The following is a 14,009-nucleotide window of genomic DNA, read 5'->3' as shown; positions in this document are numbered from 1 at the left end:
CTCCCGGGACGCGAGCCTCCACGGCCCCGCGCCCCGCACCGCCACTCCTCCACGGGCGGTGCGGGGGCGCGGGGCCTGCGCACGTCCGGGGGCGCGGGCCGAGTCGTGGACGCGGGCGCATCCGCGCCGTGGGACGGACGTAGGCTCTCGGGCAGCGCACCTGCCCCCGCCGCGATCGACCGGTGCTGACCCGAGGTGCGTGACGAAGGAGTGAACACGATGAGCCGTCCGCTGCGCTCTCGGACCTCGACCCACGGTCGCAACATGGCCGGTGCCCGCGCGCTGTGGCGCGCGACCGGCATGGGCTCCGAGGACTTCGGCAAGCCGATCGTCGCGATCGCGAACTCGTACACGCAGTTCGTCCCCGGGCACGTGCACCTCAAGGACATGGGCGACCTGGTCGCGGGCGCGATCCGCGAGGCCGGCGGCGTGGCCAAGGAGTTCAACACGATCGCGGTGGACGACGGCATCGCGATGGGCCACGCGGGGATGCTGTACTCGCTGCCCAGCCGCGACCTGATCGCCGACTCGGTCGAGTACATGGTCAACGCGCACTGCGCGGACGCGCTCGTGTGCATCTCCAACTGCGACAAGATCACGCCCGGCATGCTCAACGCGGCGCTGCGGCTGAACATCCCGGTGATCTTCGTGTCCGGCGGGCCCATGGAGGCCGGCAAGGCCGTCGTCGCGGACGGCGTGGCGGCCACGCCGCTCAACCTCATCAACGCGATCAACTACTCGGCCGACGACAACGTCTCGGACAAGGCGCTCGACGCCGTCGAGGAGAACGCCTGCCCGACCTGCGGGTCGTGCTCGGGCATGTTCACGGCGAACTCGATGAACTGCCTCACCGAGGCCCTGGGCCTGTCGCTGCCGGGCAACGGCTCGACCCTCGCCACGCACGCGGCTCGTCGGGAGCTGTTCCTGGAGGCCGGACGCACGATCGTCGACCTGGCCCGCCGCTACTACGAGGACGAGGACGACACCGCGGCGCCCCGCGGCATCGCGACGAAGGCGGCGTTCGGCAACGCGATGGCGCTCGACGTCGCGATGGGCGGCTCGACGAACACCGTCCTGCACATCCTCGCCGCCGCGCAGGAGGCGGAGGTCGACTTCACGCTCGCGGACATCGACGCGATCTCACGCCGTGTGCCGTGCCTGGCGAAGGTCGCGCCGAACCACCCGAGCTTCCACATGGAGGACGTGCACCGCGCCGGTGGCATCCCCGCGCTGCTGGGCGAGCTCGACCGCGGCGGCCTGCTGGACCACGACGTGACGAGCGTGCACACCCCGACGCTGCGCGCCTGGCTCGACGACTGGGACATCCGCGGCGGCAAGGCGACGCAGCGCGCGCATGACCTGTTCCTCGCGGCGCCCGGCGGCGTGCGGACCACGCAGGCCTTCTCGACGACGAACGTGTGGGAGTCGCTCGACACGGACCAGGCGAACGGCTGCATCCGCGACGTCGCCCACGCGTACACGGTCGAGGGCGGGCTCGCGGTGCTGCGCGGCAACCTCGCCGACGACGGCGCGATCATCAAGACCGCGGGCATCGACCCCGACGTCTTCCACTTCGTCGGGACCGCGCTGGTGTGCGAGTCGCAGGACGAGGCGGTCGAGAAGATCCTCACCAAGCAGGTCCAGCCCGGCCACGTGGTGGTCGTGCGGTACGAGGGCCCTGCGGGCGGCCCGGGCATGCAGGAGATGCTCTACCCGACGTCGTTCATCAAGGGCCGCGGCCTGGGCAAGGTCTGCGCGCTCATCACGGACGGCCGGTTCTCGGGCGGCTCGTCGGGCATCTCGGTCGGCCACGTCTCGCCCGAGGCCGCGGCCGGCGGCACGATCGGCCTGGTCGAGGACGGCGACGAGATCGAGATCGACGTCGAGTCCCGGCTCATCCGCGTCAACGTGCCCGACGAGGTGCTCGCGGAGCGCCGCGCCAAGATGGAGGCCTCGGAGACCCCGTGGCAGCCGAAGGACCGCGACCGCTACGTGTCCCCGGCGCTCCAGGCGTACGCCGCGATGGCGACCTCCGCCGACCGCGGCGCCGTCCGCGACGTCACGCGCCTTCGCCGCGGCTGACCCGCTCCGGCTGCGACGCACGCCGGGCACGGCGACCCCGGGCGACCTCGGTCGCGAGCGCGTCGAGCGGCTGGGCGAGCGGTGCGAGCGGGTCGACGAGCTCGTCGAGCCACGCGCGCACGTCGGCGAGCCCCGCGGGGTCGAGCCCGTAGATCCGTCGCGTGCCCTCGGTCCGCACGGTCAGCAGGCCCGCCTCGCGGAGCACACCGAGGTGCTGCGACACGGCGGGCTGCGACACGGGCCGCACGGGCTGCACGCGGTGCACGAGCTCGCCGACCGACTGCTCCTGCGCCGCGACGAGGCGCAGGAGCACCCGGCGCAGCGGGTGGCCGAGCGCGTCGAGCGCCGCCTCGGCCGGGAGCGGACGCGCGTTCACTCGGTCGGTGTCTCCCCGGTCGGTGTCTCCTCCGTGGACGGCCGCGAGGGGTCGACGGTGTAGAAGGTGACGGTCCGGTCCCCGGCCGCCTGCATGTCCCGGGCGTCCTCGCCCGCCGCGACCGCGGCCGCGGTCCATCCCTGGGCGGACGCGCGCACGAACGCCCTGCCGTCGGCCGTCAGTGCGTACCCGGCGCCGTCGTCGGGGTCGACGGGCTCGCCCGTGTCCAGGTGCAGGCCCAGACCGAGCAGCGCGAGGTCCCACCCGACACCGACCGCACCCGGGCCGTACTGCGTCCAGAACTCGGGGTCGACGGGCGCCTCGTGGCGGAGCTCGAGACGCGTCCGGTCGCCGGTGCCGTCGTCGACCGGCGTGAGCTCGACCTCGACCCACGAGACCTGCGGCCCCATCTCCCACGTGAGCGCGAGCAGCCGCGGCGCGTCGCACCGCTCGACCACACCCGATGCGTTCCCCGTGAGCGAGTAGCGCCCGCCGACGCGCAGGTCACCGCTGACGGGCAGGAACCACCGGGGGATGCGCTGCGGGTCGGTGAGGGCGTCCCACAGGTCGGCCGGGTCGGTGGCGTACGTCCGGCGGGCGACCGCGACGCGCGTCGGCGCACCGGCACGCTCGCCGGTGCGCACCTCGCGCGTGACGAGCCCCGCGGTGGCGATCGGATCGACCGAGATGGCCATGGCGAACCCCTTTCATAAGCAGAGCCTTATAGTTGCACGCTCGGCCGCGCGACGGAAGGGCTCGCTCCCCGGTCGGCCGGGCTTCACGTGCTCGTCACGGGCCGCTCGCCCGCGCGTCCGCGGGGCGTCGGTTTCGTCCGGTTCGCTCGGGTCATGACCTCCTCACGCATGCGGACCCCCGGACGTGCGGGCCGCCGAGCCGCGACCGTCGCCGTCCTCACGACGGCCCTCGTGTCGACCCTGGTGAGCGCGCCCGCGCATGCGACGGGCGGCGACCACGACGAGCCGGCCCTCGGTGACCGGGACCCGCGGCCGGCCGTCACCTGGACCACCGAGCCCACGCTCGTGGCGCACGCCACGTTGCCGGCCGACCACCTCGAGCCCGGGCCGCCCTCGGGCGCCCAGGCGACGCCCGCCAACGGGCGCCGCGGACCGTTCGCGGGACAGGTGATCCCCGGCTTCTCCGCCGTGGTGGACGCCGGCGACGGGTCGTTCTGGGCGCAGCCCGACAACGGGTTCGGCAGCAAGGCGAACTCGGCGGACTTCCTGCTGCGGATCTACCGCATCACGCCGCGGTGGGAGACGGCGCGCGGAGGTGCGGGCGACGTGCGGGTCGACGGGTTCGTGCAGCTGCGTGACCCCGACCGCCGGATCGATTTCCCGATCGTCAACGGCGACACCGCGCAGCGGTACCTGACGGGCGCGGACTTCGACATCGAGTCGCTCGTGCAGGCCCGGGACGGCTCGTTCTGGATCGGTGAGGAGTTCGGGCCGTTCCTGCTGCACGTCGACCGCACCGGCCGGCTCCTGAGCGCGCCCGTGCCCATGCCGGGCGTGCGCTCGCCCCAGAGCCCCGACCTCGAGCCGGGCGAGACGCCGCGTCTGCCCGCGAGCCGCGGGTTCGAGGCGATGGCCGGCTCGCCGGACGGTCGCTACCTCTACCCGGTCACCGAGGGCGCGTTCGTCGACGACCCGCTGCAGCGGCGGCGCACGGTCGCGCAGTTCGACACGCAGCGCGGTCGGTACACGGGCCGCACCTGGTCGTACGAGACGGACCGTGACGCGAACGTGGTGGGCGACGCGTTCGCGACGAGCGCGCACGAGCTGCTCGTCGTCGAGCGCGACGACTTCGAGGGTGCGGCAGCGGTGACGAAGCGCGTGTACCGCGTCGACCTGCGCCGAGCGGAGCGCGACGGGTTCCTGGCGAAGGAGCTGGTGCTCGACGCGCTCGACGTCGCGAACCCGCACGGGCTCGACGCGGACGGCGGGTACGGCACGGGTGACCCGTGGTCGCTGCCGGTGCAGTCGTTCGAGACGGTCGTGCAGCTGCGCGACGGGCGGCTTCTGATCGCGAACGACAACAACTACCCGGGCAACGCCGCCCGCCGGCCCGGCACGCCCGACGACACCGAGCTCGCGATCGTCGAGCTGCGGCGGGAGCGCGTGCGCAGCCACCCGGTCACGGTCATCGGTCACCGCGGCGCGAGCGGCTACCGCCCGGAGCACACGCTCGCGTCCTACGAGCTCGCCATCCGGCAGTGCGCCGACTACATCGAGCCCGACGTCGTCGCGACGAAGGACGGCGTGCTCGTCGCGCGGCACGAGAACGAGATCAGCGGGACGACGGACGTCGCCCTGCGGCCCGAGCTGGCCGACCGCCGCACCACCAAGGTGATCGACGGCCGCTCGGTCACGGGGTGGTTCACGGAGGACCTGACGCTCGCCGAGCTGCGCTCGCTGCGCGCGGTCGAGCGGCTGCCGCAGCTGCGCCCCGGCAGCGCCGCGTTCGACGGGCGCTACGAGGTGCCGACGCTCGACGAGGTGCTCGACCTCGCGCGGCGGTCGGTCTCGTGCGCGGGCCGGCAGGTCGGGGTGTACCCCGAGACCAAGCACCCGACGTACTTCGCGTCGATCGGCCTGCCGCTCGAGGGGCGGCTGCTGAGCGCGCTGCGGGCGGCCGGGCTGGACCGGCCCGACGCGCCCGTCGTCGTGCAGAGCTTCGAGACGGGCAACCTGCGCTGGCTCTCGCGCCGGACGCAGGTCCCGCTCGTGCAGCTCGTCGACTGCTCGGGCGCGCCGTACGACCTGGTCGCGGCCGGCGACCCGCGCACGTACGCCGACCTCGTGACGCGCACCGGGCTGCGGGAGGTCGCCCGCTACGCGGACGGCGTCGGGCTGTGCAAGGACCGCGTGATCCCGCGCACGCCGGACGGCAGGCTCGCCCGGCCCACGTCGGTGGTCCGCGACGCGCACCGCGAGCACCTGACCGTGCACGCGTGGACGTTCCGCCGCGAGAACACGTTCCTGCCGACGGACCTGCGTCGCGGCGACGACCCCGCGGGCACGGGCGACCTCGCGGCCGAGGTGCGCGCGTTCGTCGGGGCGGGCGTCGACGGGCTGTTCAGCGACAACCCGGACGTCGCGGTCGCGGCGCTCGGCGCCCGCCCGTAGCGCGCCCCGCCGATAGCGCGCTGCGGGCCCCGCTCCTACGGTGGGCGCATGACCGATCTGGATGCACCCGACGTCAAGCCGCGGTCGCGGCAGGTCACCGACGGGATCGAGGCGACGGCGGCGCGCGGCATGCTGCGCGCCGTCGGCATGGGCGACGAGGACTTCGCGAAGCCGCAGATCGGCGTCGCGAGCTCGTGGAACGAGATCACGCCGTGCAACCTCTCGCTCGACCGGCTCGCCAAGGCGGTCAAGGCGGGCGTGCACGCGGGCGGCGGGTACCCGCTCGAGTTCGGCACCATCTCGGTCTCGGACGGCATCTCGATGGGCCACGAGGGCATGCACTTCTCGCTCGTGAGCCGCGACGTGATCGCCGACTCGGTCGAGACGGTGATGATGGCCGAGCGGCTCGACGGCTCGGTGCTCCTGGCGGGGTGCGACAAGTCGCTGCCCGGCATGCTCATGGCCGCGGCGCGGCTCGACCTCGCGTCGGTGTTCCTGTACGCGGGCTCGATCATGCCGGGCTGGGTCAAGCTCTCGGACGGCACCGAGAAGGACGTGACGATCATCGACGCGTTCGAGGCCGTCGGCGCGTGCGCGCGCGGTCTCATGAGCCGCGAGGACCTCGACCGCATCGAGCGTGCGATCTGCCCGGGCGAGGGCGCGTGCGGCGGGATGTACACCGCCAACACGATGGCGTCGGTCGCCGAGGCGATGGGCATGTCGCTGCCGGGCTCGGCCGCGCCGCCGTCGGCCGACCGGCGTCGCGACCAGTTCGCGCAGCGGTCGGGGGAGGCCGTCGTCGAGCTGCTGCGCCGCGGGATCACCGCGCGCCAGATCATGACGAAGGAGGCGTTCGAGAACGCGATCGCGGTCGTCATGGCGTTCGGCGGCTCGACCAACGCGGTGCTGCACCTGCTCGCGATCGCGCACGAGGCCGAGGTCGACCTCACGCTCGACGACTTCTCGCGCGTCGCGCGTCGCGTCCCGCACCTGGGCGACCTCAAGCCGTTCGGCCGGTACGTCATGAACGACGTCGACCGCGTGGGCGGCGTGCCGGTGGTCATGAAGGCGCTGCTGGACGCGGGCCTGCTGCACGGCGACTGCCTGACGGTCACGGGCCGCACGGTCGCCGAGAACCTCGCCGACCTCGACCCGCCCGACCCCGACGGCAAGATCCTGCGTGCGCTCGACGACCCGATCCATCGCACGGGCGGCATCACGATCCTGTCGGGCTCGCTCGCGCCGGACGGCGCGGTGGTCAAGTCCGCGGGCTTCGACTCGGACGTGTTCGAGGGCACCGCGCGCGTGTTCGAGCGTGAGCGCGGCGCGCTCGACGCGCTCGAGGACGGCACCATCCAGGCGGGCGACGTCGTCGTGATCCGCTACGAGGGCCCCAAGGGCGGGCCGGGCATGCGCGAGATGCTCGCCATCACGGGCGCGATCAAGGGTGCGGGGCTGGGCAAGGACGTGCTGCTCGTGACCGACGGCCGGTTCTCGGGTGGCACGACGGGACTGTGCGTCGGGCACATCGCACCCGAGGCGGTCGACGCCGGCCCGATCGCGTTCGTGCGCGACGGTGACCGCATCCGGCTCGACGTCGCGCACGCGCGTCTCGACCTCCTCGTGGACGACGACGAGCTGGCGCGCCGCCGCGAGGGCTGGGCACCGCTGCCGCCGCGGTACACCCGCGGGGTCCTGGCGAAGTACGCCAAGCTCGTGCAGTCGGCGAGCCGCGGCGCGGTCCTGTCCTGACCGTGGGGGCACGGGAGCGGAGCGGGCCGACGAGCGCGGGCGGCCGGCGCGCGTGCTGCCTACGGTGAGGCATGGGCTTCACGCAGCAGGACGCGCCGTGGTGGACGCGGGCCGTCGTCTACCAGGTCTACCCGCGCTCGTTCCAGGACTCGGACGGCGACGGCGTCGGTGACCTGCGCGGCGTCCTGCAGCGCCTGGACCACCTGGCCGAGCTCGGGGTCGACGTGGTGTGGTTCTCGCCGGTCTTCCGCAGCCCGCAGGACGACAACGGCTACGACATCAGCGACTACCAGGACGTCGACCCGCTGTTCGGGACGCTCGCGGACCTGGACGAGGTGATCGCGGCGCTGCACGCGCGCGGCATGAAGGTGCTGATGGACCTCGTCGTGAACCACACGTCCGACGAGCACCCGTGGTTCGTCGAGTCGCGCTCGTCGTCGGACAACCCGAAGCGCGACTGGTACTGGTGGCGGCCCGCGCGTCCCGGCATGGAACCCGGCACCCCCGGCGCGGAGCCGACCAACTGGGCGAGCTTCTTCTCGGGGCCCGCGTGGGAGTGGGACGAGGCGACGGGGGAGTACTACCTGCACCTGTTCAGCCGCAAGCAGCCCGACCTCAACTGGGAGAACCCGCAGGTCCGCCACGCCGTGTACGCGATGATGCGCTGGTGGCTCGACCGCGGGGTCGACGGCTTCCGGATGGACGTCATCAACCTCGTCTCGAAGGCCGTGCACGACGACGGCTCGCTGCCCGACGGGATCACCCACGACGGCCGGCTGGGCGACGGCAGCCCGTTCTACACGAGCGGCCCGCGCATCCACGAGTTCCTCGCCGAGATGCACCGCGAGGTGTTCGCGGGACGCGACGGCGCGTTCCTGACGGTCGGCGAGACGCCCGGCGTCACGCTCGAGGACGCGCAGCTGTTCACCGACCCGGAGCGCCGCGAGGTCGACATGGTGTTCCAGTTCGAGCACGTCGGGCTCGACCACGGCCCCGGAGGGAAGTTCGACCCGCGCCCGCTGCGGCTGACCGACCTCAAGGCGAGCTTCGGCCGCTGGCAGGCGGGCCTCGCCCGGCGCGGCTGGAACTCGCTGTACTGGGACAACCACGACCAGCCGCGCATCGTCTCGCGGTGGGGCGACGACGGCGCCTGGCGCCGCGAGTCGGCGACCATGCTCGCGACGCTGCTGCACCTGCACCGCGGGACGCCGTACATCTACCAGGGCGAGGAGCTCGGGATGACGAACGCGCACCTGACGTCGTTCGACGGCTACCGCGACATCGAGACGCTGAACCACCTCGCGGAGGCGCGCCGCTACCGCACGGACGACGAGCTGCTCGCGGCGTTCGCGGCGATGAGCCGCGACAACGCGCGGACGCCGGTGCAGTGGGACGCCACCTTGCACGCCGGCTTCACCACCGGCACCCCGTGGATCGACGTCAACCCGAACCACGTCACCGTGAACGCGGCGGCCGAGCGGGCGGACCCGCGCTCGGTGTTCCACCACTACCGCCGCCTCGTCGAGCTGCGGCACACCGAGCCCGCGGTCGCGCTGGGCGACTTCACGATGCTCCTCGCGGACGACGAGGCCGTGTACGCGTTCACCCGGCGGCTCGACGACGTCGAGCTGCTCGTGCTCGGGAACGTCTCGGGCGACGAGCAGCTCGCGCTGGTCGACCCGGCCTGGACGGACGCGCAGGTGCTGCTCGGCAACTACGACGACGCGCGCGTGGTCGAGACGCCGGTGCGGCTGCGCCCGTGGGAGGCGCTCGTCGTGCGGCGCACCGTCTCTGCGGGCGGGACGGGGCTCGGCGGGGACGGCCGGCCCGCGTAGGTTCCCGGCATGGGGAAGGTCCACGAGAGCATCGACGGGCGGCTGCGGGCGTTCATCGAGCGTCAGCACGTCTTCTTCGTCGCGACCGCGCCGAGCGGCCCCGGCGGTCACGTCAACGTCTCGCCCAAGGGGATCGGCGGGACGTTCGCCGTGCTCGACGAGCACACGGTCGCGTACGTGGACGTCACGGCCTCGGGCGCCGAGACGATCGCGCACCTGCGTGACAACGGCCGCATCACGATCATGTTCTGCGCGTTCGAGGGGCCGCCGAACATCGTCCGCCTGCACGGCCGGGGGCGGTTCGTGACGCTCTACGACGAGGGGTTCGACGCGCTGCTCGCCCGGTTCGACGGCGGGCTCGACGAGTCGCGCGGGGTGCGGGCGGTCGTCGTCGTGGACGTCGAGCGCGTCTCCGACTCGTGCGGCTACGGCGTCCCGCTCCTGTCGTACGAGGGCGAGCGGGACCTGCTGCCGCCGTACATGGCCCGCAAGGGCGTGCAGGGCCGGGCGGACTACCGGCGCCTGAAGAACCGCACGAGCGTGGACGGGCTCCCGGCGTTCGACATGGACCCCGACGCCGTCGAGGACGCCGCGGCGGGCTGACCCCCTGTCGGGTGGTCCGCGCGGTCACCCGCGCGTTCGCCCTCGGCGGTGCGTGCCGGGCCGGTACGGTACGCAGGGCGTGCCCCGACCGTGCGGCACCGACGAGGGGGCAGGCATGGCGTTCACGGGTGCGCTCGCGATCTCGACGCGCGCGCTGCGCAAGACGTACCGGCGCCGCGGCGTCCGGCACGTCGCGGTCGAGGGGCTCGACCTGGACGTCCCGGTCGGTGGCGTGCACGCGTTCCTCGGGCCGAACGGCGCGGGCAAGACCACGACGATCCGCATGCTGCTGGGCCTCGTGCGCCCCGACTCCGGCACGATGCGCCTGTTCGACGAGCCGGTGCCCGAGCGGCTGCCGCACGTCGTCGGACGCGTGGGCGCGATCGTCGAGCAGCCGAAGTTCTTCCCGACGATGTCCGCACGCCGCAACCTGCGCCTGCTGAGCGGCGCGATCGGCGCCGAGCCCCGGCTGGTCGACACCGTGCTCGAGGAGGTCGGGCTGGCCGACCGGGCCCGCGACCCCTACCGCACGTACTCGCTCGGCATGAAGCAGCGGCTCGCGATCGCGGCCACCCTGCTCAAGGACCCGGACCTGCTGATCTTCGACGAGCCGACCAACGGGCTCGACCCCGCGGGGATCCGGGAGATCCGTCAGACCATGCGCACGCTCGCCGCCCGCGGCACGACCGTGCTCGTCTCGAGCCACATCCTCGCGGAGGTCGAGCAGGTCGCGGACACCGTGTCGATCGTCGCGCGCGGCCGGCTGGTCGCGCAGGGGCGCGTCGCCGAGCTCATCGGCTCACGGTCGCAGGGCGGCGTGCGCGTCGGCATCGAGGTGCCCGGCACCGCGGGCGCCGTGCTCGAGGCGCAGGGCTGGACCGTGCGTCGTGACGGGCGGCACCTGCTCGTCGACGGCGCGCCCGGTGCCGCGCGCATCACCGAGGTGCTGGCGCGCGAGGGGCTGTTCGTCGACGAGCTCGTCCCGGTGCGTGCCGACCTCGAGTCGGTGTTCCTCGACCTCACGGCCGGCCAGGGACCGGGGACGCACCCGCCGGACGGCGAGCGGGACGCGGCACCGACGGGTCGCCGCGCGGCGGGGGGTGCGGCATGAGCCGGCTCGTGACGACCGAGGTCGCGCGGTGGTTCGCGCGGACCATGCTGTGGCTGGTGAGCGCCGCGACCGTCGCGCTCATGGTGCTCGGGCCGCTCGGCGCGTACAACGGCTCACGCGAGGCGAGCGCGGCCGACCGTGCGCTCGCGCAGCAGCAGGTCGACGCGTACGAGCCGCCGGCCCAGGAGGACGTCGACGCGTGCCTCGCGGACGAGGCGCGCGAGCGCGAGGCGCAGGGCGACCCGACGATCGACTTCCAGTGCGAGTGGACGCCGACCGTCGAGGACTTCCTGCCGTGGCGGCAGTACTGGGACACCGAGGGCGCGTCGATCGTGTGGGGCGTCGCGTCGTTCCTGGCGCTCGCGGCCCTGCTCGCCGGCGCCTCGTTCGTCGCGGCGGAGTTCAGCACGGGCGCGATCGGGAACTGGCTCACGTTCGCCCCGCGCCGCGGCCGCGTGCTGGCGAGCAAGCTCGTCGCGACCGTCGTGGGCTTCGCCCCCACCGCCGTGCTGGCCGTGACCCTGCTCGTCGGCGGCACGTGGGGCGCGTTCGCGGCGCACGACGCGCTGCACAACCCGAACCCTCCGCAGGGGTCGGGGGGCAGCGGGTTCACGCTCGCGGACGCCGCCGCGGCGGGCGGCAGGATCGCGGTGCTCGGGGTCGCGTTCGCGGTGCTCGGCGCCGCGCTCGGGTTCCTCCTGCGGCACACCGCGGCGGTGCTCGGTGCGGTGCTCGCGTGGGGCGTCGTCGTCGAGGGGATCGGTGCGGGTCTCGCGCCGCGCGCGCGGCCCTGGCTGCTGCAGACCAACATCGACGCCTGGGTCCGCGACGGCACGCAGTGGTACGAGGACGTGTGCGGGTTCGACGCCGAGACCGGCGGCCAGTCCTGCACGTCGATCACGCACACGGTGTCGGCGGGGCACGGCGCGGCCGTGCTCGGCGGTCTCGTGCTCGTCGTCGTGGTGCTCGCGGCGGTCGTGTTCCGCCGGCGCGACGTGTCCTGACGCCCGGGCTGCTCCGGGCGGGCTGCTCCGGACGGGCGAACGTGGCGGCGTGCCCTCGGGACCGCGTGCCGTCGTGTCGTTGCAGGAGGGGACGACGAGCGCAGGAGGCCCGATCATCGGCACGCACGGGGACGGCCCCGCGATCTCGACGCGTGCGCTGCGCAAGACGTTCCGGAGGTTCGACCTCTCGCAGGTCGTGGCGGTCGAGGGTCTCGACCTCGAGGTGCCCGCGGGCGGCGTGCACGGGTTCCTGGGCCCGAACGGCTCGGGCAAGACGACGACGATCCGCATGCTGCTCGGTCTCGCGCGTCCGGACTCGGGCGAGATCCGGCTGTTCGGCGAGCCGGTGCCGCAGCGGCTGCCGGCCGTGGTGGCACGCGTCGGCGCGATCGTCGAGCAGCCGAAGTTCGTGCCGAGCTTCTCGGGGCGTCGCAACCTCGAGGTGCTCGCGTCCGCGATCGACGTGCCCCGAACGCGCGTCGACGAGGTCCTCGACCAGGTCGACCTGCGCGAGCGCGCCCGCGACCCGTTCCGGCGGTTCTCGCTCGGCATGAAGCAGCGCCTCGCGATCGCGGCGACGCTCCTCAAGGACCCGGACCTGCTGATCTTCGACGAGCCGACCAACGGCCTCGACCCCGCGGGCATCCGCGACGTCCGCGCCACCATGCGGCGCCTCGGCGACGAGGGCCGGACCGTGCTCGTGTCCAGCCACATCCTCGCGGAGGTGCAGCAGGTGGCGGACACGGTGTCGATCGTGGCGCGCGGGCGGTCGGTGGCGAGCGGGTCCGTCGCCGAGCTGGTCCGGGGCCGCGGCCAGGTGCGCGTCGTCGTGCACGACGTCCCGGCGGCCCACGCGCTGCTCACCGCACGCGGGTGGCGCGTGACGCGCGAGGGCGGGGCGCTGCTCGTCGCGGGCGTCCCGGACCCAGCGCTCGTCAACGAGACGCTCGCACGCGAGGGGCTGTTCGCGTCCGAGGTCGGGACCGTGCGCGACGACCTCGAGTCGGTCTTCCTCGAGCTCACCGCGCACGTGGGCACGGGCGGGACGGACCGGGTGCCCGGGGTCGCGCAGGTGCGCCCGTGAGCCCGCTGCTGCGCGCCGAGCTCCTGCGCGTGCGTTCGCGCGCGGTCGTGTGGGGGACCGCGGTGGTGCTCGTGGTCGCCGCGCTCGGCTTCGTCGTCGCGGCGTGGGACGACACGCGCCCGCCGTCGGCCGGCGCGCTCGCCCAGGCGCAGGAGGAGCTGGCCACCGCGACCGCCCGGTGGGAGTCGGACCACGCAGGGTGGGTCGAGGTGTGCGAGGAGAACGCCGAGCGTGACGGCGAGGACCCGCACGTGCTGTGCGACCCGCTGCGCACCCCGCCGACCCTCGAGCAGGTGCTGCCGTACCGCCCCGCGCTGGTGGAGACCCTCGAGCACCGGTACCCGCCGATGGCGGTCGTGGTGCTCGTCGGCCTCCTGGTGATGGGGGTGACGCTGGTGACCGCGGACTTCGGCTCGGGTGCGATGGGGACCTGGCTGACGTTCGCGCCGCGCCGCGGGCGCGTGCTGGTCAGCCGGCTCGTAGCCGCGCTCGCGGCGGCCGTGCCCGTGGCGCTCGTCGCGCTCGGGACGGCGCTGGTCGGGATCGTGGCGGTCGTCGCGGTCAACGGGGCGACCGGCGACGCCGGGGGTGCTGCCGGCGTGGTCGCGGTCGCGACGGCGCGCGCGCTCGCCGCGGGGCTGTGGGCGGTCGCGGTCGGGGTGGGGCTGGCGTTCGCGCTGCGGGTCGGTGCGGGGGTCGCGGGGCTCGTGGTGTGGTGGGTCGCGGCGATCGAGAGCGCGCTGCCGCTCCTGGTGCCGGCGGCGCGCGGCGTCACGCTCGCGACGAGCCTGCGCGCGTGGCTCGAGGGCGGGACGACGTACGGCGTCGAGGAGTGCGTGGGCGGCGCCGACGGGCCGCCGGTGTGCGCGGTGGTGGAGCACGTCGTCAGCCCCGTCCAGGGGGCGGGGGTGCTGCTGGTCGCGGCGCTCGTCGTCCTCGGCCTCGGCGCGGTGTCGTTCCGGGTCCGCGACGTGCCCTGAGCGTCCACCAGGTGGACGCGTGCACCACCATGCAAG

11 protein-coding genes are annotated in these 14,009 nt (G+C 74.0%); 9 read left to right on the top strand and 2 right to left on the bottom strand.

Translation table 11 applies throughout. From position 1 onward, the window contains the following. The first annotated feature begins 219 nt into the window (after positions 1-219). A complete protein-coding gene (ilvD, locus tag ACT17Q_RS11710) occupies positions 220-2,082 on the top strand; it encodes a dihydroxy-acid dehydratase (RefSeq protein WP_444662593.1) in 1,863 nt (620 codons plus the stop codon). Here the strand turns inward: ilvD (ACT17Q_RS11710) and ACT17Q_RS11705 are convergent. Continuing rightward, positions 2,060-2,458, bottom strand: a complete 399-nt coding sequence (locus ACT17Q_RS11705; protein WP_444662591.1) for an ArsR/SmtB family transcription factor — start codon at positions 2,456-2,458, stop codon at positions 2,060-2,062. The genes ilvD (ACT17Q_RS11710) and ACT17Q_RS11705 overlap by 23 nt on opposite strands. Continuing rightward, positions 2,455-3,153 carry an SRPBCC family protein gene (locus ACT17Q_RS11700; protein ID WP_444662589.1) on the bottom strand — a complete coding sequence of 233 codons (699 nt, stop codon included), beginning with the start codon at positions 3,151-3,153 and terminating at the stop codon, positions 2,455-2,457. Before ACT17Q_RS11700 ends, ACT17Q_RS11705 begins: the two co-directional genes overlap by 4 nt. A 153-nt stretch (positions 3,154-3,306) precedes the next feature. On the opposite strand from ACT17Q_RS11700, the gene ACT17Q_RS11695 reads away from it, so the two are divergent. The 8 genes from ACT17Q_RS11695 to ACT17Q_RS11660 all read left to right on the top strand — a co-directional run bounded on the left by ACT17Q_RS11695 (position 3,307) and on the right by ACT17Q_RS11660 (position 13,973). Next, positions 3,307-5,604 carry an esterase-like activity of phytase family protein gene (locus ACT17Q_RS11695; protein WP_444662587.1) on the top strand — a complete coding sequence of 766 codons (2,298 nt, stop codon included), beginning with the start codon at positions 3,307-3,309 and terminating at the stop codon, positions 5,602-5,604. Between the two features lie 48 nt (positions 5,605-5,652). After that, the gene (gene ilvD / locus ACT17Q_RS11690) at positions 5,653-7,356 is read left to right on the top strand and encodes a dihydroxy-acid dehydratase (RefSeq protein ID WP_444662585.1); all 1,704 of its coding nucleotides are present in this window, start codon (positions 5,653-5,655) and stop codon (positions 7,354-7,356) included. Positions 7,357-7,427: 71 nt separating this feature from the next. After that, positions 7,428-9,191 (top strand): glycoside hydrolase family 13 protein, encoded by a 1,764-nt coding sequence (locus tag ACT17Q_RS11685; RefSeq protein WP_444662583.1) that lies wholly within the window; start codon positions 7,428-7,430, stop codon positions 9,189-9,191. Between the two features lie 9 nt (positions 9,192-9,200). Then, positions 9,201-9,794 carry a pyridoxamine 5'-phosphate oxidase family protein gene (locus tag ACT17Q_RS11680; RefSeq protein ID WP_094179492.1) on the top strand — a complete coding sequence of 198 codons (594 nt, stop codon included), beginning with the start codon at positions 9,201-9,203 and terminating at the stop codon, positions 9,792-9,794. A 115-nt stretch (positions 9,795-9,909) separates the two neighbouring features. Then, on the top strand, positions 9,910-10,905 hold the full coding sequence (locus ACT17Q_RS11675) for an ABC transporter ATP-binding protein (RefSeq protein WP_444665392.1): 996 nt from the start codon (positions 9,910-9,912) through the stop codon (positions 10,903-10,905). Further along, complete coding sequence (locus ACT17Q_RS11670; RefSeq protein ID WP_444662580.1) at positions 10,902-11,909, top strand: ABC transporter permease subunit; 1,008 nt, start codon at positions 10,902-10,904, stop codon at positions 11,907-11,909. The genes ACT17Q_RS11675 and ACT17Q_RS11670 overlap by 4 nt, the downstream gene beginning before the upstream one ends. A 142-nt stretch (positions 11,910-12,051) precedes the next feature. Further along, positions 12,052-12,993, top strand: a complete 942-nt coding sequence (locus tag ACT17Q_RS11665) for an ABC transporter ATP-binding protein (protein WP_444665391.1) — start codon at positions 12,052-12,054, stop codon at positions 12,991-12,993. Next, entirely contained in the window at positions 12,990-13,973 is a 984-nt protein-coding gene (locus ACT17Q_RS11660; RefSeq protein ID WP_444662578.1) for an ABC transporter permease subunit, read from the top strand. Before ACT17Q_RS11665 ends, ACT17Q_RS11660 begins: the two co-directional genes overlap by 4 nt. Positions 13,974-14,009: the final 36 nt, after the last annotated feature.

The organism is Cellulomonas sp. CW35 (assembly GCF_052378485.1).
Classification (GTDB): domain Bacteria; phylum Actinomycetota; class Actinomycetes; order Actinomycetales; family Cellulomonadaceae; genus Cellulomonas; species Cellulomonas uda.
The sequence above is the reverse complement of the archived record's forward strand: the minus strand, read 5'-3'. Positions and strand labels throughout refer to the sequence as shown.